Source organism: Pseudoduganella buxea (genome assembly GCF_009720835.1).
GTDB lineage: Bacteria > Pseudomonadota > Gammaproteobacteria > Burkholderiales > Burkholderiaceae_D > Rugamonas > Rugamonas buxea.
Genome location: NZ_WNKZ01000009.1, coordinates 14,485 through 33,688 on the forward strand (window position 1 = coordinate 14,485; position 19,204 = coordinate 33,688).

Sequence of the window (19,204 nt, forward strand, 5' to 3'; positions counted from 1 at the left end):
ACGTACACTCAACTTTAAATGCTTTCTGAACATCTTTGCTGAGACTTGGTCGTTGCCGCCGCTATAATGATCGTTTCTCTTGCGTTGAAAGAGCAGCGATGGCGAGCAGTGCGCCGGGCGAGAATGCGCCCACGGTCTATGAATTCGAACAGATGAACCTGCAGGTTGGCGGGCGCGTGCAGTTCATCACGCATCGCACCTTGAAGCCCATCCAGCACTTCTCCAGCGTCATCGGCTGGGTCAAGGACGAGTACCTGATCGTCAAGATTCCGTTCGAGAACGGTGCGCCCATCGCGCTGAACGAAGGCGACAAGCTGACCCTGCGCGTTTTTTCCGGCGTGAACGTGTGCTCGTTTTCCTGCATCGTGCACCGCATCTTCCAGCGCCCGCTGTACTACGCCCACGTTTCCTTCCCCGACCGCATCCAGGGGACGAACCTGCGCACGTCGATGCGGGTCAAGGTCGACATCCCCGCCCAGTTGCGGGGCGACGCCGGCATCGACCAGCGCGTATTCATCGTCAACCTGAGCGTCTCGGGCGCGCTGGTGGAAAGCGCCCGCGAGTTCGGCCAGCAGGAAGGCGAAGTGGCGCTGAAGTTCACCCTGATCGCGCAGCCGGACAACCGCGAAGTGCTGATGACGACCCGCGCCATCATCCGCAATGCTGGCACGGTCAAGGCACCCGCGCCCGACCTGCCGCCGCGCTATTCCTACGGCCTGCAGTTCATCGACCTGGAACATGCGCATTACCTGATGCTGCAGAACCTGACGTACGAAGCGCTGATCGCGGACCGGCAGAAGATCGTCTGATCAGCCGCGGACGATCCAAAGGAGCAGGACGACGCCAGCGGCGGTTATTGCCAAGCAGCGCAGCACCTGCATCAGTGCCGACGGCTGCTCCCATGTGCCCTGCGTCAGGCAAATGCCTTTCACCAGCAGGAACAGCGGTGCCAGCAAGAATAGCGGATTGAACGTAACCGGCATGCCGGTCACGAGCTGCCAGCCCACCCGGGCAAACGGTGCAAGTAAACAGACGACAATCCAGAACAACACGAGATTCTGAAAAGGCCAGATGCGCAGGTCTTCCTTCAGCTTGCGTAGCCAGTACATTGTTTCCTTTTTTTCTGATTGATGGACGAAAAAAAACCGGGCCGAAGCCCGGTTTCTTCTTGTTGTATTTGCTTAGGTGCCGGTGCCGGTGCCCGTGCCAGTGCCAGTGCCGGTGCCGGTGCCAGTGCCGGAACCCGACGCTGCTGCTGGGTTGTTCTTCGTAATGGCTTCGACAGCGGCCGCGTTATCGGTAGCGCTGATATCGGTGCTGTTGGTCCAGGTGATGTTGCTGGTGCCTGGGTTCGACGTCATCGTGATCTTCTTGCCCGACGTGCCCTTGCCAATGTCGGTCAGGGTCAGCTCGACGTTACCGTTGGTGACGGTTGCAGCGGAGACTTCCTTGGTTGCAGTAAAGGTGTTGGCCGCCGGAATGCCATTAGCGCCGTTATCGCAGGCATCCTTGTCGCCGCTGGTTTCTTGCAGGCACATACCAACGACGGTCTTCAGCGAATCGCCGGCGGTCAGCGCGTTGGCGATTTTCGCCTTCACGGTGTAGTTGCTGTACTGAGGAATCGCGACAGCGGCCAGGATGCCGATGATGGCCACGACGATCATCAGTTCGATCAGGGTGAAACCGGCCTGGGCTTGTTGCTTCATCATTTTCATGGATTTCATTTGCTGCTCCTCGGGGTGAATTACGAATTGGGTTGCGACACTTGATGTACAGCAATTGGCGTGCCAGCCCGTTTACCCCCGTTTTCCCGTCCGAAACCGACAATTCGCGGCATTCTTCGGCCCCACATTGACGTTTTTTGTCAGTCCAACTCTCACAAATTGTCACAAGCGCGCGCCGGAATTGTCAGCTGACGAAATTTGTCAGTGGCTGCGGAAGGCCATCCGCGTGCCGGACAGTTCCAGCACGTCGCCGTCCGCGAGCGGTTGCGGCTGCGGGCCCAGCGGCGTGCCGTTCAGGAGCGGGACGCGGTCCCCTTCCGTGTGGGCGGCCGCGTAACCGGCGGGGCCGCGGCTGATGACGACCACCTGCACGCCACTGCGGCCCAGGCTGGTTTGCGGCTTGGCCAGTTCCAGGCGCTTGCCGGCATTGCTGCCGTTGAGCACTTCGATGCGGGCCGGTGGCGGCAGGCTTGCCGCCGTCGGCGCAAATGTGGCATGGGGCAGCGCGGCCGGCGACAGGGCGGCGCCCGTCAGGGGGCGGATGCCGTCGGCGACAAATTCGATGCGGTAGCGGGCCAGCTTGATCTGGTCCTTGTTCTGCAGGTAATGCTTGCCGATGCGGTGGCCGTTCACGAAGGTACCGTTGGTGCTGTACAAATCTTCCAGGAAGGAGTCGTCCAGGATGGTCGTGATGACGGCGTGCTCGCCGCTGACGGTGGGCTGCTCCAGCACGATGTCGTTGTGACGATGGCGTCCGATCGTCATGCGCTCGCGGGTCAGCTGCACGGTTTGCTCCAGCACGCCGTCGCGGGAAATCAGGATTTTCGCCAAATCGGTCCTCCAAATGAATAACGGGGGCTTGCGCCCCCGTTATTATCCCGCCAATGGCGGGTGCACGTCGTGAAACGTGTCGATTACAGCATGGCCTTCAGCAGGCGCGCCATTTCCGACGGGTTCTTCGTCACGGTGATGCCGCATTCTTCCATGATGTCCAGCTTGGCTTGTGCCGTATCGGCGCCACCGGAGATCAGCGCGCCGGCGTGGCCCATGCGCTTGCCTGGAGGCGCGGTTACGCCGGCGATGAAGCCGACCACTGGCTTCTTCATGTTGTCCTTGATCCAACGGGCGGCGTTGGCTTCGTCCGGACCGCCGATTTCGCCGATCATGATGACCGCGTCGGTCTCAGGATCATCGTTGAACATGCGCATCACGTCGATGTGCTTCAGGCCGTTGATCGGGTCGCCGCCGATACCGACTGCCGACGATTGGCCCAGGCCCAGCGCGGTCAGCTGACCGACCGCTTCGTACGTCAGCGTGCCCGAACGGGACACGACGCCGATACGGCCCTTCTTGTGGATGTGACCTGGCATGATGCCGATCTTGATTTCGTCAGGGGTGATCAGGCCTGGGCAGTTAGGACCCAGCAGCAGGGTCTTCGAGCCGGCTTTGGCCATGCGGTCCTTGATTTCCATCATGTCACGGACTGGGATGCCTTCGGTGATGCAAATGGCCAGTTCCAGTTCGGCTTCGACGGCCTCCCAGATCGCGGCGGCAGCGCCTGCTGGTGGCACGTAGATCACCGACACGGTCGCGCCGGTCTGGGTTGCGGCTTCCTTCACGGAACCGAAGATTGGAATGCCTTCGAAGTCTTCGCCGGCTTTCTTCGGGTTCACGCCTGCCACGAAGGCGTTCTTGCCGTTCGCGTAGTCGCGGCACATGCGGGTGTGGAACTGACCGGTCTTGCCGGTAATACCCTGGGTGATGACTTTGGTGTCTTTGTTGATCAGAATCGACATGTTGGTTCCTTAAATTATGCTTGGCCAGCAGCAGCGGCAACAACGCTCTTGGCTGCGTCTTCCATCGTATCGGCAGCGATGATCGGCAGGCCGGAGTCGGCCAGCATCTTCTTGCCCAGGTCTTCGTTGGTGCCCTTCATGCGCACGACCAGCGGAACCTGCAGGGAAACGGCCTTCGATGCGGTGATGACGCCTTCGGCGATCACGTCGCAACGCATGATGCCGCCGAAGATGTTCACCAGGATGGCTTTCAGGCCTGGGTTCTTCAGCATGATCTTGAATGCTTCGGTCACTTTCTCGGCCGTGGCGCCACCGCCCACGTCCAGGAAGTTGGCAGGCTCGCCGCCGAACAGCTTGATGGTGTCCATCGTGGCCATGGCCAGGCCGGCACCGTTCACCAGGCAGCCGATATTGCCGTCCAGGGAGATGTAGGCCAGGTCGAACTTCGACGCTTCGACTTCGGCTGGATCTTCTTCGTCCAGGTCGCGGTAGGCGACAATTTCAGGATGACGGAACAGGGCGTTGGCGTCGAAGTTGAACTTGGCGTCCAGGGCGATGATCTTGCCGTTGCCGGTGACGATCAGCGGGTTGATTTCGGCCAGCGATGCGTCCGTTTCCCAGTAGGCTTTGTACAGGCCTTGCAGGTTGGCGCGGGCGTCGGCGATCGAACCTTCCGGCACGCCGATCTTGCGGGCGACGTCGTCGGCATCCGCGTCGGTCAGGCCCACGGCCGGATCGATGATGATGTTGTGGATTTTTTCAGGATGGGACTCGGCCACTTCCTCGATGTCCATGCCGCCTTCGGAGGACGCCATCAGCACGACGCGCTGCGAGACGCGGTCCGTCACCAGCGAAACATACAGTTCCTGCTTGATGTCGGCGCCTTCTTCGATCATCAGGCGGCGCACTTTCTGGCCTTCAGGGCCAGTCTGGTGCGTGATCAGCTGCATGCCCATGATCTGTTCCGAGTATTCCTTGACCTGCTCCAGCGACTTGGCCACCTTGACGCCGCCGCCTTTGCCACGGCCACCGGCGTGGATCTGCGCCTTCACCACCCAAACCGGGCCGCCCAGCGTTTCGGCAGCTTTCACCGCCTCTTCCACGGTCATGCACGGAATGCCGCGCGGAACCGTCACTCCGAATTTTCGGAGGATCTCTTTGCCTTGATACTCATGGATTTTCATGCTGGCTTCCCTTCTGATACAGATTTGAATGGTTAATGGTACTAATGGGTGCAAATGGTGTTACGGATGCTGCGGTCGTGCGGCACCTAGGCTGTGTCGGCGGATTTGACCACCCAGCGTGGGTAGAACTGGGCAACTGCCCCGCCATCGGTACGGAGGGCGTGGCATTTGTCGAGTTGGAACGGTTTCTCGGTTGGCTGGACGGCGGTGGCACTGTCATAGGTGGGCCAGACGTCGTTGGCGAAGGCCTGGACGGCGGCCGTCGGCAGGATCTGCGCCAGCTCCGTCAGGTGCGTGCAGCCGGCAATGCCCGACAGGCGCGCCTTCAGCTCGTGCCGGAAGCCGCGCATCAGGTTCAATCCGACGAGGGCGCCGTAGGCGGGGCCGATGGTATTGCAGAAGCCGGTATAAGGCACGGCGTCCGACACAGCTTCGGCGGCGACGATGGTCAGCTGCCGGTCCACGGTAATACGCAACCAGAGATCATGCAGGGGCTGTCCGCCCGGGCGCAAGCCGGAAGCCAGCAGGGTGTCGGCGACTTTGATGTCGGTGATATGGGCGTCGAGGTCCCACAGGCCATCCTCGCGCGCGAACGCCTGGATGTCGATGGCGCGCGTATGGCGCAGCGCGCGACGTGAGACTGGAGTTGACAGGGACATAAACACCGATGCCGCTTGCGCGGCCAAATTAGTAAGCAGCCATGTACAGAAAAGTACGTTGCCGCAGCTTCTACGGACAACCACCGCACCCGCGGTGCTGCATAAAACCACAAAAGTGTAGCACACCGAACAGGGCTGCGCGAGCGATGTGATCGTACAACTACCCGGTTTATGCTGCACTGCAGAGTAAAACGGGCCGCAATCTTGCCATTCACACTACGAATCGCATGTGTCTCTTTTGCAACTAGCCAGCTTATAACTGGGAACGGCAGCAAAACGCCCCCCGTCTTCCTCTGTCGCCGAGAAACAGTTGCCGCAAAAATGGGGTCTGTCCCCATTTTTCGAGCAAGTTTCTTTAAAACAGGGGACTGTCCCCGGTTTTTTCGTCAGCCGAAGAAGTCGTCGTCGGGATCGATGCCCTTCATGGCGGCGCGGACGGCTTTCTGGGAGAAGCCGCGCTGGATCAGGAAGCGCATCTGCTTGGCGCGGGTTTCCGCGTCTTCGGCCACCTGGCCGTGGAACTTGCGTTGCCACACCTCGCAGCAGCGCGCCACCTCGTCTTCGGCCAGGCCGGCCTTCAGGTCCTGCAGCGCGTCGCCGACGATGCCGTGGCTTTGCAGCTCGGCCAGGATGCGGCTGTTGCCGTAGCGGGCCGAGCGGCGGTGCACGAGGGATTCGGAGAAGCGCTCCTGCGACAGCCACTTGTTTTTTTCCAGCCAGTCCAGCAGCGCCTCGACGTCCTCGCCCTCTTCCGCGTGGCGGGCCAGCTTGCGGCCCAGCTCCAGGCGGCTGTGTTCGCGGGTGGAGAGGAGGCGCAGGGCACGGGCTTTGAGACTGGGGGGTGGGGCTCGCATGGGCAACGCAAAGGTGGAGTTTGGGTAATCGACGGAGGTAGAAACGAGCAACAACGGAGCAACAACGGAGCAACAACGAGACCCAAGGCAGGGTCTCGGGGCAGGCGCCAACGAGAAACGCCACCGCCGCGGAGCGGTCGGTGGCGTTGGCATCTTACTGGATTTGCTGCGCTGCGGTGCTTAGTCGACGGCCTTCAGCTTCGGGGCCGGCGCATCGCCGTCGCCCGCCGATGGCGGCAGTTCGCGCACGCCCAGCGAGGCGCGAACCTTGTTCTCGATCTCGCGGGCCAGTGCCGGACGTTCCTTCAGGAAGGTACGGGCATTGTCCTTGCCTTGACCGATGCGTTCGCCGCCGTAGCTGTACCAGGAACCGGACTTCTCGACGATCTTCGCTTCCACGCCCAGGTCGATGATCTCGCCTTCGCGCGACGTGCCTTCTCCATACAGGATGTCGAAGTGGGCTTCCTTGAACGGCGGCGCGATCTTGTTCTTGACGACCTTGACCTTCGTTTCGTTACCGATCACTTCGTCGCCGGACTTGATCGAGCCGGTACGGCGGATGTCCAGGCGCACGGAGGCGTAGAACTTCAGCGCGTTACCACCGGTGGTCGTTTCCGGGCTGCCGAACATCACGCCGATCTTCATGCGGATCTGGTTGATGAAGATGACCAGCGTGTTGGTGCGGTTGATCGTGCCGGTCAGCTTGCGCAGTGCCTGGGACATCAGGCGTGCCTGCAGGCCCGGCAGCGAGTCGCCCATATCGCCTTCGATCTCGGCGCGTGGCGTCAGCGCCGCCACGGAGTCGATGACGATCATGTCCACGGAGCCGGAGCGCACCAGCGCATCGCAGATCTCCAGTGCCTGTTCGCCCGTGTCCGGCTGCGAGATCAGCAGCTCGTGCAGGTTCACGCCCAGCTTCTGGGCATAGGTGACGTCCAGCGCGTGTTCCGCGTCGATGAACGCGCAGGTGCCGCCGATCTTCTGCATCTCGGCGATGGTCTGCAGGGTCAGGGTGGTCTTGCCCGACGATTCAGGACCGTAGATTTCGACCACGCGGCCGCGCGGCAAGCCGCCGACGCCGAGGGCGATATCCAGGCCCAGCGAGCCGGTGGAGACGGTCTGCACTTCTTCCAGCGGAGCACTGGCGTCCATGCGCATCACGGAACCCTTGCCGAACTGCTTTTCAATCTGAGCCAGCGCTGCGGCAAGCGCCTTGGCTTTTTCCGATGCAGGTACTGCCGCTTTCTTGTCGTCCATGATCATCTTTCGCCTTAATCGTTTCGTTCAGCCGATACTGTATATGCATCCAGTGGTTTTTGCAAGCGCTGTTTATGCTCGCGTGCGCACCCCCAGATCGGCCGCCAAAGCCCCGCGCATTGAGTAGAATGAAAGCTACTCTTGTGCGGATCACCATGCGTATTTTACTAGCCGAAGATGACAGCGTCCTGGCGGACGGATTGACGCGTTCCCTGCGCCAGTCCGGCTATGCCATCGACTGCGTCAAGAACGGGCAGGAAGCCGACACGGCCCTGTCCACGCAGGAATTCGACCTGCTGATCCTGGATCTGGGCCTGCCCAAGCTGTCCGGGCTGGAGGTGCTGCGCCGGCTGCGCTCGCGCGCCTCGCTGCTGCCCGTGCTGATCCTGACGGCGGCCGATTCCGTCGAGCAGCGGGTCAACGGCCTGGACCTGGGCGCGGACGACTACATGGCCAAGCCCTTCGCCCTGTCGGAGCTGGAAGCGCGGGTGCGGGCGCTGACCCGCCGCGGCCAGGGCGGCGGCTCCACCGTCGTCAAGCACGGCCCGCTCACTTACGACCAGGTCGGCCGCAGCGCCTATATCAACGAGCAGATGCTGGAATTGTCGGCGCGCGAGCTGGGCCTGCTGGAAATCCTGTTGGCCCGCACCGGCCGCCTGGTGTCGAAGGAGCAGCTGGTCGATCACCTGTGCGAATGGGGCGAGGAAGTGAGCAACAACGCCATCGAAGTGTATGTGCACCGCCTGCGAAAAAAAATCGAGACGGGCGGCATCCGCATCGCCACCGTGCGCGGGCTGGGCTACTGCCTGGAAAAATACAGCGGCGCCGCGCCGGCCGACGTCAAGTAAGCCCCCGTGAGTGCCGACGACCAGAGCTGGAACGACGCGCCCGAGGAAGAAGGCGAGATCCACCATTCGCTGTTCGGCGAGATCCTCGACTGGATGCTGGCGCCGCTGCTGCTGCTGTGGCCGATGAGCATCGCCATCACCTACCTGGTGGCCAAGTCCATCGCCAACCAGCCGTTCGACCACGCGCTGGAGGATTCCGTCACCGTGTTGGCCCAGCAGGTACGCGAAGTGAACGGCAAGCTGGTGCAGCGCCTGCCCGGCTCGGCCCGCGACATCCTGCGCGCCGACGATATCGACAGCATCTACTTCCAGATCCTGGGTCCCCAGGGCGGCTATGTCGACGGCGACCGCGACCTGCCCCGCCCCGAGCCGCAGGCCGACGACGACACCCTGCACGCGGGCGCCGTGCGCTTCCGGGGCGACAACCTGCACGGCACGCCGATCCGCGTGGCCTACGCCTACGTCAATCTGGAAGAGGACGCCCGGCGTCCGCCCCGGCTGGCCCTGGTGCAGGTGGCCGAGACGCTGGAAAAGCGCGCCAAGCTGGCCAATGAAATCATCAAGGGCGTGATCCTGCCCCAGTTCATCATCCTGCCCGTGGTGCTGGGCCTCGTGTGGTTCGCCCTGTCGCGTGGCCTGCTGCCGCTGGCCGAGCTGCAGGAACGCATCCGCGCGCGCCCGTCGGACGATCTGTCGCCCATTGCGCCGACCCAGGTGCCGGAAGAGATCACGCCGCTGGTGCGCTCGCTCAACGAGATGCTGGCGCGCCTGTCGCAGTCGATCGACATGCAGAAGCGCTTCATCGCCGACGCCGCGCACCAGATGAAGACGCCGCTGGCCGGCATGCGCATGCAGTCGGAGCTGGCGCTGCGCCAGACCGACCAGCAGGAAATCCACCGCTCGCTGGAACAGCTGGCGAAAAGCTCGGAAGCGGCCACGCGCCTGGTGAACCAGCTGCTGGCGCTGGCGCGGGCCGAAAACCAGCCGCAATCGGGCGCGCCGTTCGAACTGCTGGACCTGGCCGACGTCGCCCGCAACGCCGTGCGCGACTGGGTGCCCGCCTCGTTCAGCCACCGCATCGACCTGGGTTACGAAGGGCCGGACAGCCCCGTCGATATCGACGGCAACCCCGTCATGCTGCGCGAGCTGCTGTCGAACCTGATCGACAACGCGCTGCGCTACACACCGGCCGGCGGTAGCGTGACGGTGCGGGTGCGCGCCGACGGTGACGCGGCCGTGCTCGAAGTGGAGGACACGGGCCCCGGCATTCCCCCGGCCGAACGGCTGCACGTGTTCGAGCGCTTCTACCGCATCCTGGGCAGCAATGTCGAAGGCAGCGGCCTGGGGCTGGCCATCGTGCGCGAGATCGCCCAGCAGCACGGCGCCGAGATCGACGTCTTCAGCAACCCGCGCGCCACCCAGCCGAAATACCCCGGCAGCCTGTTCCGGCTGACCTTCCCGCCCCGGCCGGCGCCGGCCGCCGTGGACGACGAACCGCCCTATTTCGGATAACAAGCGTGGATAACAAGCGTGGATGATGAACGATGACTGAAGAGCGCCTCGCGCGGCACTGGCGCGCCACCCGCCGCCTCACCGCGATCCTGCTGCTGGCCTGGCTGCTGACGGGCTTTTTCGCCGTCTTCTTCGCCCGCGAACTGAATGGCCTGACCGTGTTCGGCTGGCCCCTGTCGTTCTACCTGGCCGCCCAGGGCGCCTCGCTGGTCTACCTGGCCCTGATCGGCATCTACGCCTGGCGCATGCACCGGCTGGACCGCCGCTGGCGCCGGGCACGGGAGGCCGCTTGAGTTCCAGCCGCGCCGCGCAGCGCGCCTTCTTCCAGCGCCTGACGCGCTACTACGGCTTCTTCACGCTGGGCTTCGGCGCCTTCCTGGTGGCGCTGGCCGTGCTGGAAAACGAAGGCATGCCGCGCGTGTGGATCGGCTACATGTTCATGTTCGCCACCATCGTGCTGTACGCGTCGATCGGCCTGGTCAGCCGCACGTCGAACGTGGCGGAATACTATGTGGCGGGGCGGCGCGTACCGGCCCTGTACAACGGCATGGCGACGGCGGCGGACTGGATTTCGGCCGCCAGCTTCATCAGCCTGGCCGGCGGCCTGTACCTGCACGGCTTCGACGGCCTGGCCTACATCATGGGCTGGACCGGCGGCTACTGCCTGGTGGCCCTGCTGATCGCGCCCTACCTGCGCAAGTTCGGCCAGTACACCATTCCCGACTTCCTGGCGGCCCGCTACGGCGGCGCCAGGGGCGGGCGCGCCGTGCGGCTGGTGGCCGTTGCCGCCACCATCCTGATCTCGTTCACGTATGTGGTGGCGCAGATCTATGCCGTGGGCCTGATCGCGTCGCGCTTCACGGGCGTCGATTTCTCCGTCGGCATCTTCCTCGGGCTGGCCAGCATCCTCGTGTGCTCGTTCCTGGGCGGCATGCGCGCCATCACGTGGACCCAGGTGGCGCAGTACATCATCATCCTGGCCGCCTTCCTGATTCCCGCCATGTGGCTGTCGGCCAAGCACAGCGGCAATCCGATCCCGCAGGTCGCCTACGGCAAGCTGCTGCCGCAACTGAGCGCGCGCGAAGCGGCCCTGATCGTGGACGACAAGGAAGCCCAGGTACGGAGCATCTTCCGCCAGCGCGCGGCCGACTACCAGCACCGCCTGGACGGCCTGCCCGCGTCGTGGGAAAACGGCCGCGCCACGCTGCAGCATCATCTCGACAGCGTGCGGCAGCGCAATGCCTCGCTGATCGAGATCCGCAGCGCCGAGCGGGCCCTGATCGCCTATCCGAAAAACGCCACCGACGCCGTCGGCGCCTGGACCGCCCTGCGCGACGAGAACCTGGCGCGGGCCCGCCCCGTCACGCCGCATGCCGTGCCCTTCCCTGGCGCCAGCCGCGAGGAGTCGGACAGCAAGCGCAATAATTTCCTCGCGCTGGCCTTCTGCATGATGCTGGGCACGGCCGCCCTGCCCCACATCCTGATGCGCTCCTACACGACGCCGTCGGTGGACCAGGCCCGCATCTCCGTATTCTGGACCCTGTTCTTCATCCTGCTGATCTACCTGACCATCCCGGCCCTGGCGGTGCTGGTGAAATACGACGTCTACACGGCCCTGGTGGGCAGCGATTTCGCCCACCTGCCCACGTGGGTGTCGTACTGGGCCAACGTGGACCGGGCCAATCCCCTGATCAGCATCGCCGACATCAATGCCGACGGCATCGTGCAGCTGGCCGAAATCGCCATCGACGGCGACGTGCTGGTGCTGGCCACGCCGGAAATCGCCGGCCTGCCGTATGTGATCTCGGGCCTGGTGGCCGCCGGCGGCCTGGCCGCGGCCCTGTCCACGGCGGACGGCCTGCTGCTGGCCATCTCGAACGCGCTCTCGCACGACGTGTACTACAAGACCATCGATCCGAAGGCCTCGACGCAGAAGCGCGTCACCATCTCCAAGCTGATTCTGTTGGGCGTGGCGTTCGTGGCCGCCTATTCCGCCTCGACCCGGCCGGGCGACATCCTGTCGCTGGTGGGCGCGGCGTTCTCGCTGGCCGCGTCGACGCTGTTCCCGGCGCTGGTGGTGGGCGTGTTCTGGCGCCGCGCCAACCACTACGGCGCGCTGGCCGGCATGGCCACGGGCTACCTGGTGTGCCAGTTCTACATGCTGCACACCAATCCCACGCTGGGCGGCAGCACGGCCGACCAGTGGTTCCACATCGCGCCCATCTCCGCCGGCGTGTTCGGCGTGCCCGCCGGCCTGCTGGCCCTCGTACTGGTCAGCCTCGTGACGCCAGCGCCGGACGCGCGCAGCGCGGCGCTGGTGACGCATGTCCGCACGCCGGAAGGAGACTGACCACCCCGCAAAATCGCCGCCAGGTACTTGCCCAATGTTATCATTAGCAAAATAATAATTTAACCACGATAACAGGGATGTACTCATGGCACTAATCTCAGGCACCGGCGACGACGATCTCATGGAAGCCACCAGTGTGTTCAATGTCACGCTCGCGGGCGGCGCGGGCGACGACGCCTATCTGGTGTATTCCAGCGCGACGAAGGTGATCGAGCAGCCTGGCGAAGGCAACGACACCATCTTCACCACCCTGGCCAGTTATACGCTGGGGGCGAACGTGGAGAACCTGGAACACGAAACGGCGATCGGCTTCGTCGGCACGGGCAATGCACTGGACAACCTCATCCTCGGCCACAACGGCAACGACCGGCTCGATGGAGGAGACGGCAACGATACGCTGGGGGGCTTCGACGGCAACAATACCCTGCTGGGCGGCGCCGGCAACGACTACCTGGAAGCGGGCGGCACGACCGACCTGCTCGATGGCGGAACGGGCGACGACACCCTGTTCGGCAACGACGGCAAGTCAACCCTGATCGGTGGCACCGGCGACGACCGCTTCGTCGCACTTGGCATGGAAGGTCTGGTGGATGGCGGCGCCGGCGCCGACCGCATCTGGATGCCGGGCTCGCGCAAGGACTATGCCGTCATACGCCTCAATGACAACGATACGCAGTTGCTCGATGCCACCGGCAAGGCGGTCGTGCTGCGCGGCGTGGAAACCATCCAATTCATCGACAAGACTTACGCCATCGAATCGCTGCGGGCCAAAGGCGCGTCGGCCCTTGCCGAAACCATCACGACGACGGGCGACGGCCAATTGCTGGCCGGCGGCGGCGGCAACGACACCTATGTCATCGGGCATGCCGCCGCGATCGTGCTGGAGGCGGCCACGGGCGGCATCGATACGGTGCGCACGACGGGCAGCATGGGCCTGGCCGCCAATGTCGAAAACCTGGAACTGCTGGGCAACGCCGACCTGTGGGGCACCGGCAACGACCTGAAAAACACCATCACGGGCAACGACGGCAACAACCTCCTCGACGGGGGCGCCGGTGCCGACACGATGCGCGGAGGCCTCGGCAGCGACCTGTACATCGTCGACAATGCCGCCGACGTCATCGTCGAAGGACTGGACGCGGCCAACGTCTACGACATGGTCGAAACGACGCTGGCGACCTACACGCTGGGCCAGAACGTGGAAGACCTGCGCTATGCCGGCACGGCCGCGTTCACAGGCACGGGCAACGCCGCCAACAACTACCTCCACGGCGCCGGCGGCAACGACAAACTGACGGGCAACGCCGGCAACGACGGTCTGATCGGCAACGGCGGCAACGACAGCCTGCAAGGCGGCACCGGCAGCGACCTGCTGCGCGGCGGTGCCGGCAACGACACCCTGGACGGCGGCGCCATCGCCGGCAACGACCTGAACCGGGCGTCCTACGTGGACGCCACGGCCGGCGTCAACGTCAACCTGGCCACCGGCAGGGCCAGCGACGGGCTGAAAGGCACCGACACACTCGTCAACATCAACGGCGTGCAGGGCAGCGAGTACGACGACACCATCACGGGCAGCACGGCCCTCGTCGCCGAATCGTTCGACCTGCGCGGCGGTAACGACAGCGTGGACGGCGGCGCCATCACGGACACCCTCGGCTATGCCAACCGGAATATGGTCTTCTACGGCTTCTCGACCGAAGCCGTCACCGTCGACCTGGGCCGGCAGACGGCCACCGGCGCGGACACCGGCTCGGATATGCTGGTCAACATCAACCAGGTAGTGGGCGGACGTGGCCACGACAGCATCACCGGTTCGGACAGCGCCCTGATCGAATGGCTCGAAGGCGGCGCCGGCAACGACACGCTGGACGGCGGCGCCGGCACCGATTTCGTCAGCTACATCAATACGGGCGGGCGGGCCGTCACCGTCAACCTGGGCACGCAAACGGCCACCGACGCCAGCGGCAACACCGACACGCTGGCCAATATCGAGGGCGTGCTGGGCACGAACTTCAACGACACCATCACGGGCTCGGACGGCACGGCCATCGAGATCTTCACCGGCAACGGCGGCAACGACGTCATCGACGGCGCGGGCGGCATCGACCTGGCCGACTACCTGTCCAGCACCACCGCCGTGGCCGTGGACCTGGCCGCGCAGTCGGCGCAGGACGGCCTGGGCGGTACCGACCGGCTGCTCGGCATCGAAGGCGTGCGCGGCTCGGGCTTGCATGACACGCTGCAGGGCAGCGATGCCGACGAGTCCTTCAATGGCCGCGCGGGCAACGACGTGCTGGACGGCCGTGGCGGCTTCGACGTGGCCGATTATTTCGACGCCAGGGCCGGCGTCACGGCCAGCCTCGTCACGGGCAAGGCCAGCGACGGCTTTGGCGGCACGGATACCTTGCTGGCCATCGAAGGCCTGTCCGGCTCGCGCGACTTCGCCGACCGGCTGACGGGGAACGGCGGCCACAACCTGCTGAGCGGCCTGGGCGGCAACGACACGCTCGACGGCGGCGCCGGCAACGACACCTTGGCCGGCAACGGCGGCAACGACAGCCTGCAGGGCGGCCTGGGCGACGATGAGCTGCACACCGATGGCGGCAGGGACACGGTCGACGGCGGCGCCGGTGCCGATACGCTGGTGCTGGCGGGCGACCTGGGCGACTACGCGCGCGAAAAAGTGTCCGCCACGGACCTGCGCCTGACGCACAAGGCCGGCGGCGACACGGTCCTGGTGCGCAATGTCGAACAGTTCCGCTTCGACTCCGGCACCCTGGGCCTGGACGACGTCACGTTCAACATCGCCTCCTCCGCCAACGACACCATCGCCAGCACGCAGGCGGACGACGTGCTGGCCGGCGGCGCCGGCAACGACGTGTACGTGGTCAGGCACGACGGCGTAAAGGTCATCGAACTGGTCAACGGCGGCAGCGACACGGTGCAGTCCGACCGCAGCCATGTGCTGGGCGAGAACGTGGAAGCGCTGGTGCTGACGGGCGAGGCCACCATCGACGGCACCGGCAATGCGCTGAACAACGCGATCACCGGCAACGCCGCCGACAACACGCTGGATGGCGGTATCGGCAAGGACACGCTGGCCGGCGGTGCCGGCGACGACTTCTACGTGATCGACAATGCCGGCGATGTCGTCATCGAACTGGCCGGCGGCGGCAATGACGCCGTGCGTACCACCCTGGCCAGCTACACGCTGGGCAGCGCCGTCGAGCAGATGCTGTACACCGGCGCCGGCACCTTCACGGGCACCGGCAACGGCCTGGGCAACCTGTTGATGACGATGTCGGCGGCCGGTGCCAGGCTGTCCGGCCTGGACGGCGACGACACGCTGGTGGGCGGTGCCGGCGCGGACAGCCTGGCCGGCGGCAACGGCAACGATGTGCTGGTCTACAACGGCGGCAAGGACAGCATCGACGGCGGCGCCGGCACGGACTCAGTGGTCTTCCTGCCGGGCCTGGACAATTACGACACGGTGCGCACGGGCGAGCGCGAACTGCAGCTGACGGACAAGGCCAGCCAGGCCGTCATCGTCGTCAGGAATGTCGAGACCTTCCACTTCGGCCAGCAGGCTTATGATTTCGCCGACCTTGCCGGTGCGGGCAATCCCGGGTCCTGGGGCGACCGCGTCACGGGCACGGTGGACAACGACCTGCTGGATGGCAAGGGCGGCGCCGACACGATGACCGGCCTGGATGGCGACGACCGCTACACCGTCGAGAACAAGGACGACGTCATTGTCGAACAGGCCGACGGCGGCACCGACACGGCGCTGGTGACCATCGCCACGGCCGCGACCTATGTGCTGGCCGACCATGTCGACAACGCTGTCGTGACGTCGAAGGCAGCCGTCAACGTGACGGGCAACGGCGGCGACAATGTCTTGACGGGCAACGGCGCGGCCAATGTGCTGGACGGCGGCAGCGGCAACGACACGCTCGACGGCGGCGCCGGCAACGACCGGCTGCTGGGCGGCGCGGGCGACGACGTCTACCGCGTCGACACAGTGGGCGACAAGGTGGTGGAATTGCCCGGTGCGGGCACGGACACGGTGCAGACCTCGCTGGCCACCTATACGCTGGCGGCAGACGTCGAGACGCTGTATTACACCGGCATCAACGGCAAGGCGGGCAACTTCACGGGCACGGGCAATGCGTTGGACAACCTGATCGTCGGCAACGACGGCAAGGACAAACTGGCCGGCGGCATCGGCAACGACAGGCTGGAAGGTGGCCTGGGCGCCGACACGCTGACGGGCGGCGCGGGCGGGGATGCCTTCGTGCTCGGCCACGATGCGCTGGACACCGTCACTGATTTCGTGTCGGGCAGCGATCGCCTCGTGTTCCATGAACAGGGCGACCTGGTGTTCCTGCAGACGGCGGCGAAAACGCTGTCGGCCGCTGCCGCCGTGGCCGCTATCGGTGACGCCAGCCATGCCGACGGCACCCTCTTCGTGCTGGCCAATGCCGCCGCCACCGGCATCTTCGTCTACACGGCCGCCGACGGCGACGCCGTGGTCTCGGCCGCCGAGCTGACCCAGGTCGCCATCCTGACGGGCGTGAGCAAGGTCACGGCGGGCGATATCGCGTTCGACGGCCTGCCCTGACGGCGTGCCGGCCCTGGCGGGCCGGCAGCTTACTGGTTCGCCGCGCCCGGGCCCGCATCGCGCCGGGCGCAGCGGGCCGCGAACTTCTCGCGCACGGCTTCGTCGGCGATCTTGCCAATTTCCGCCTGGGCACAGGTAGCGTCGCTGAGCGTCATCTGGTCGGCCTGCAGTTGCGGGTCGACCTTGCTGTTGCAGGCAGCGAGGACAACGAGGGAGAGGGCGGCAAGCATCGTCTGGAGCGTCATGGTGTGGGCCTGTTCGGTGGAAGGAGCACCGGCAGTGTACGCCAAATGCCGCCAGGCCGGCGCCGTCGGCCCCTCCCCTTTTTTGACGATTCTTGAAATGATCATGCGTATCCTGTTTTCCTTTTTCACGTGGCTGCTGTGCGCCGCCATGCCGGCCCTCGCCGCCCCGGGCGCCACGCCCCCGCCGGCCAGTGCCTTCTTCAATAACCCGGGCTTTACCGGCGGCGTGCTGTCGCCCAACGGACGCTTCCTGGCCGCCAAGGTCGCCGCCAGGACGGACCGCGACGCACTCGTCGTCGTTGACCTGGACGACAATTCCGTCAGCAAGGTGGCCGGCTTCATCGATGTCGATATCGGCAACGTCCAGTGGGTCAATGACGAGCGGCTGCTGTTCGATACGGTAGACCGGCAGCTGGCCGTGGGAGCGATGCGCTACGCACCGGGGCTGTACACGGCCCTGCGCGACGGCACCATGTTCCGGCAACTGGCCGAACGCACGAATCCCATCGTGCGCAGTGGCAATGACCGGCGCATGCTGCCCTGGCATACCTACATGATGGACAGCGTGGGGAAGCAGGATTCCGACTTCGTCCATGTGCGCAATATTTTGTTCAACGGAACCCAGCCGGAAGCGGTGGAACTGCTGCGTCTCAATACCACCACGGGCCACACCACCCGCGTGCCGGCGCCCTTCACGGCCATCGCCTGGATGCTCGATCACGACGGCGAACCGCGCCTGGCGACGTCACGGGACGAAGGTGTGCTGACGGTCTGGCTGCGCGACCGCGCAAGCGGCCAGTGGCGCCCGCTGACGACGCTCAAGGCCTACGTCAACGACGGCAAGTCCTTCTATCCGCTGGGCTTCGGCCCGGACGGCACGCTGTACGCCACCTCTCACCAGGGCCGCGATCACCGTGCGGTGCACACGGTCGACCTGGCCACCGGTACCATCAGCGCCATGCCGGTGCTGATCGTGAAAGATTTCGATTTCACGGGAAGGCTGGTGGCAAACGGCCAGCGTCTGCTGGGCCTGCGCTACCTGGGCGAAGCGTACGAGACCGAATGGTTCGATCCGGGCTTCAAGGCCATCCAGGCCGATGTCGATGCCCAGCTGCCGAACACGATCAACCTGCTGACCGTGCCGCGCAGCCTGGACGCGAAAAACGTGCTGGTGACGGCGTTTTCGGACGCCCAGCCGAAAGTATATTTCATCTATAACACGGCCACGCGCAAGCTGAGCCGGGCCGTGCTGGCCCACGAGCAGATCAGCGCCCGCACGATGGGGCACCAGCATGTGGTCAGCTACACGGCGCGCGACGGCTTGAAGATTCCCGCCATGCTGACCTTGCCGCCGGGCGTCCCGGCGCCGGCGGCCGGCCAGCCGCCGGCCCGCCTGCCCATGGTGGTGCTGGTGCACGGCGGGCCGTATGCGCGCGGCAGCCGCTGGGAATGGGACCCGGAGGTGCAGTTCCTCGCCTCGCGCGGCTATGCCGTGCTGCAGCCGGAATTCCGGGGCAGCACGGGCTTCGGACGGCGCCACTTCGCGGCCGGCCTGAAACAGTGGGGCCTGGCCATGCAGGACGATATCGCCGACGGCACCCGCTGGGCCATCGCCCAGGGCCATGCGGACCCGGCCCGCATCTGCATCGCCGGCGGCGACTACGGTGGCTATGCCACCTTGATGGGACTGATCCGCGATCCCGACCTGTACAAGTGCGGCATCAGCCAGTCCGGCATCACCGACATCAACCTGATGTACACGGGCCACTGGCGCTCGGCGTACGACCTGCCGCAGGAATTCAAGCGCTACGGCATGCCGCAACTGATCGGCGACCCCGTCACGGATGCCGAGCAGCTGAAGGCCACGTCGCCGCTGCTGCAGGCGGCGCGCATCCGCCAGCCGCTGCTGCTGGCTTACGGTACCGCCGACCAGCGCGTGCCGTTGGTCCACGGCACCCGTTTCCGCGATGCCGTGCGCGCCACCAACAAGAACGTCGAATGGATCGAGTACCAGCACGAAGGCCACGGCTGGGCATTGCCGCAGACCCGCATCGACTTCTGGACCCGGGTCGAGCGCTTCCTGGCGCGCAACATCGGCACCGGCGCGGCTGCTCCCACGCCTTGAGCGGCCCAGTCCATTCATATACAATT

The 19,204-nt window shown here is 65.0% G+C and carries 16 protein-coding genes; 7 read left to right on the forward strand and 9 right to left on the reverse strand.

The features are described 5' to 3' along the window. Positions 1-98 precede the first annotated feature (98 nt). Positions 99-809 carry a flagellar brake protein gene (locus GM672_RS05325; RefSeq protein ID WP_155469491.1) on the forward strand — a complete coding sequence of 237 codons (711 nt, stop codon included), beginning with the start codon at positions 99-101 and terminating at the stop codon, positions 807-809. Here the strand turns inward: GM672_RS05325 and GM672_RS05330 are convergent, their stop codons facing one another. The 8 genes from GM672_RS05330 to recA all read right to left on the reverse strand — a co-directional run bounded on the left by GM672_RS05330 (position 810) and on the right by recA (position 7,474). Next, complete coding sequence (locus GM672_RS05330; protein ID WP_155469492.1) at positions 810-1,109, reverse strand: hypothetical protein; 300 nt, start codon at positions 1,107-1,109, stop codon at positions 810-812. A 72-nt stretch (positions 1,110-1,181) separates the two neighbouring features. Continuing rightward, positions 1,182-1,724 carry a pilin gene (locus tag GM672_RS05335; protein ID WP_155469493.1) on the reverse strand — a complete coding sequence of 181 codons (543 nt, stop codon included), beginning with the start codon at positions 1,722-1,724 and terminating at the stop codon, positions 1,182-1,184. Between the two features lie 201 nt (positions 1,725-1,925). Next, the gene (locus tag GM672_RS05340; protein WP_155469494.1) at positions 1,926-2,555 is read right to left on the reverse strand and encodes an FHA domain-containing protein; all 630 of its coding nucleotides are present in this window, start codon (positions 2,553-2,555) and stop codon (positions 1,926-1,928) included. 83 nt (positions 2,556-2,638) lie between these two features. Then, positions 2,639-3,520 carry a succinate--CoA ligase subunit alpha gene (sucD, locus tag GM672_RS05345; protein WP_155469495.1) on the reverse strand — a complete coding sequence of 294 codons (882 nt, stop codon included), beginning with the start codon at positions 3,518-3,520 and terminating at the stop codon, positions 2,639-2,641. 14 nt (positions 3,521-3,534) lie between these two features. Further along, positions 3,535-4,704 carry an ADP-forming succinate--CoA ligase subunit beta gene (gene sucC, locus GM672_RS05350; RefSeq protein ID WP_155469496.1) on the reverse strand — a complete coding sequence of 390 codons (1,170 nt, stop codon included), beginning with the start codon at positions 4,702-4,704 and terminating at the stop codon, positions 3,535-3,537. Positions 4,705-4,790: 86 nt separating this feature from the next. Next, positions 4,791-5,363 carry a DUF2889 domain-containing protein gene (locus GM672_RS05355; RefSeq protein WP_155469497.1) on the reverse strand — a complete coding sequence of 191 codons (573 nt, stop codon included), beginning with the start codon at positions 5,361-5,363 and terminating at the stop codon, positions 4,791-4,793. Positions 5,364-5,749: 386 nt separating this feature from the next. Further along, positions 5,750-6,217 (reverse strand): recombination regulator RecX, encoded by a 468-nt coding sequence (gene recX, locus GM672_RS05360; RefSeq protein ID WP_155469498.1) that lies wholly within the window; start codon positions 6,215-6,217, stop codon positions 5,750-5,752. Between the two features lie 180 nt (positions 6,218-6,397). Then, entirely contained in the window at positions 6,398-7,474 is a 1,077-nt protein-coding gene (recA, locus tag GM672_RS05365; RefSeq protein WP_155469499.1) for a recombinase RecA, read from the reverse strand. A 155-nt stretch (positions 7,475-7,629) separates the two neighbouring features. On the opposite strand from recA, the gene GM672_RS05370 reads away from it, so the two are divergent. The 5 genes from GM672_RS05370 to GM672_RS05390 all read left to right on the forward strand — a co-directional run bounded on the left by GM672_RS05370 (position 7,630) and on the right by GM672_RS05390 (position 16,808). Next, positions 7,630-8,322 carry a response regulator gene (locus tag GM672_RS05370; RefSeq protein ID WP_155469500.1) on the forward strand — a complete coding sequence of 231 codons (693 nt, stop codon included), beginning with the start codon at positions 7,630-7,632 and terminating at the stop codon, positions 8,320-8,322. Positions 8,323-8,328: 6 nt separating this feature from the next. Beyond that, entirely contained in the window at positions 8,329-9,834 is a 1,506-nt protein-coding gene (locus tag GM672_RS05375) for a sensor histidine kinase (RefSeq protein ID WP_229427688.1), read from the forward strand. Between the two features lie 32 nt (positions 9,835-9,866). Further along, positions 9,867-10,127 (forward strand): DUF4212 domain-containing protein, encoded by a 261-nt coding sequence (locus GM672_RS05380; RefSeq protein WP_155469501.1) that lies wholly within the window; start codon positions 9,867-9,869, stop codon positions 10,125-10,127. After that, positions 10,124-12,184: a sodium:solute symporter family protein gene (locus GM672_RS05385; RefSeq protein WP_155469502.1), complete on the forward strand. Its 2,061-nt coding sequence runs from the start codon at positions 10,124-10,126 to the stop codon at positions 12,182-12,184. The genes GM672_RS05380 and GM672_RS05385 overlap by 4 nt, the downstream gene beginning before the upstream one ends. Before the next feature lie 85 nt (positions 12,185-12,269). After that, entirely contained in the window at positions 12,270-16,808 is a 4,539-nt protein-coding gene (locus GM672_RS05390) for a beta strand repeat-containing protein (RefSeq protein WP_155469503.1), read from the forward strand. A 29-nt stretch (positions 16,809-16,837) separates the two neighbouring features. Here the strand turns inward: GM672_RS05390 and trbK are convergent, their stop codons facing one another. Continuing rightward, on the reverse strand, positions 16,838-17,053 hold the full coding sequence (trbK, locus tag GM672_RS28240) for an entry exclusion lipoprotein TrbK (protein WP_170299937.1): 216 nt from the start codon (positions 17,051-17,053) through the stop codon (positions 16,838-16,840). A gap of 103 nt (positions 17,054-17,156) precedes the next feature. Here trbK and GM672_RS05400 point away from each other — a divergent pair, with 103 nt between their 5' ends. Then, positions 17,157-19,178, forward strand: coding sequence for a S9 family peptidase (locus GM672_RS05400; protein WP_155469505.1), 2,022 nt, complete (start codon positions 17,157-17,159; stop codon positions 19,176-19,178). The last annotated feature ends 26 nt before the right edge of the window (positions 19,179-19,204 follow it).

What these genes read in the sequence shown, in the direction of transcription:
- GM672_RS05325 (WP_155469491.1), top strand. Translation starts at nt 99, where the DNA reads ATGGCGAGCAGTGCGCCGGGCGAGAATGCGCCCACGGTCTATGAATTC.
- GM672_RS05330 (WP_155469492.1), bottom strand. Translation starts at nt 1,109, where the DNA reads ATGTACTGGCTACGCAAGCTGAAGGAAGACCTGCGCATCTGGCCTTTT.
- GM672_RS05335 (WP_155469493.1), bottom strand. Translation starts at nt 1,724, where the DNA reads ATGAAATCCATGAAAATGATGAAGCAACAAGCCCAGGCCGGTTTCACC.
- sucD (WP_155469495.1), bottom strand. Translation starts at nt 3,520, where the DNA reads ATGTCGATTCTGATCAACAAAGACACCAAAGTCATCACCCAGGGTATT.
- sucC (WP_155469496.1), bottom strand. Translation starts at nt 4,704, where the DNA reads ATGAAAATCCATGAGTATCAAGGCAAAGAGATCCTCCGAAAATTCGGA.
- GM672_RS05355 (WP_155469497.1), bottom strand. Translation starts at nt 5,363, where the DNA reads ATGTCCCTGTCAACTCCAGTCTCACGTCGCGCGCTGCGCCATACGCGC.
- recX (WP_155469498.1), bottom strand. Translation starts at nt 6,217, where the DNA reads ATGCGAGCCCCACCCCCCAGTCTCAAAGCCCGTGCCCTGCGCCTCCTC.
- recA (WP_155469499.1), bottom strand. Translation starts at nt 7,474, where the DNA reads ATGGACGACAAGAAAGCGGCAGTACCTGCATCGGAAAAAGCCAAGGCG.
- GM672_RS05370 (WP_155469500.1), top strand. Translation starts at nt 7,630, where the DNA reads ATGCGTATTTTACTAGCCGAAGATGACAGCGTCCTGGCGGACGGATTG.
- GM672_RS05380 (WP_155469501.1), top strand. Translation starts at nt 9,867, where the DNA reads ATGACTGAAGAGCGCCTCGCGCGGCACTGGCGCGCCACCCGCCGCCTC.
- GM672_RS05390 (WP_155469503.1), top strand. Translation starts at nt 12,270, where the DNA reads ATGGCACTAATCTCAGGCACCGGCGACGACGATCTCATGGAAGCCACC.
- trbK (WP_170299937.1), bottom strand. Translation starts at nt 17,053, where the DNA reads ATGACGCTCCAGACGATGCTTGCCGCCCTCTCCCTCGTTGTCCTCGCT.
- GM672_RS05400 (WP_155469505.1), top strand. Translation starts at nt 17,157, where the DNA reads ATGCGTATCCTGTTTTCCTTTTTCACGTGGCTGCTGTGCGCCGCCATG.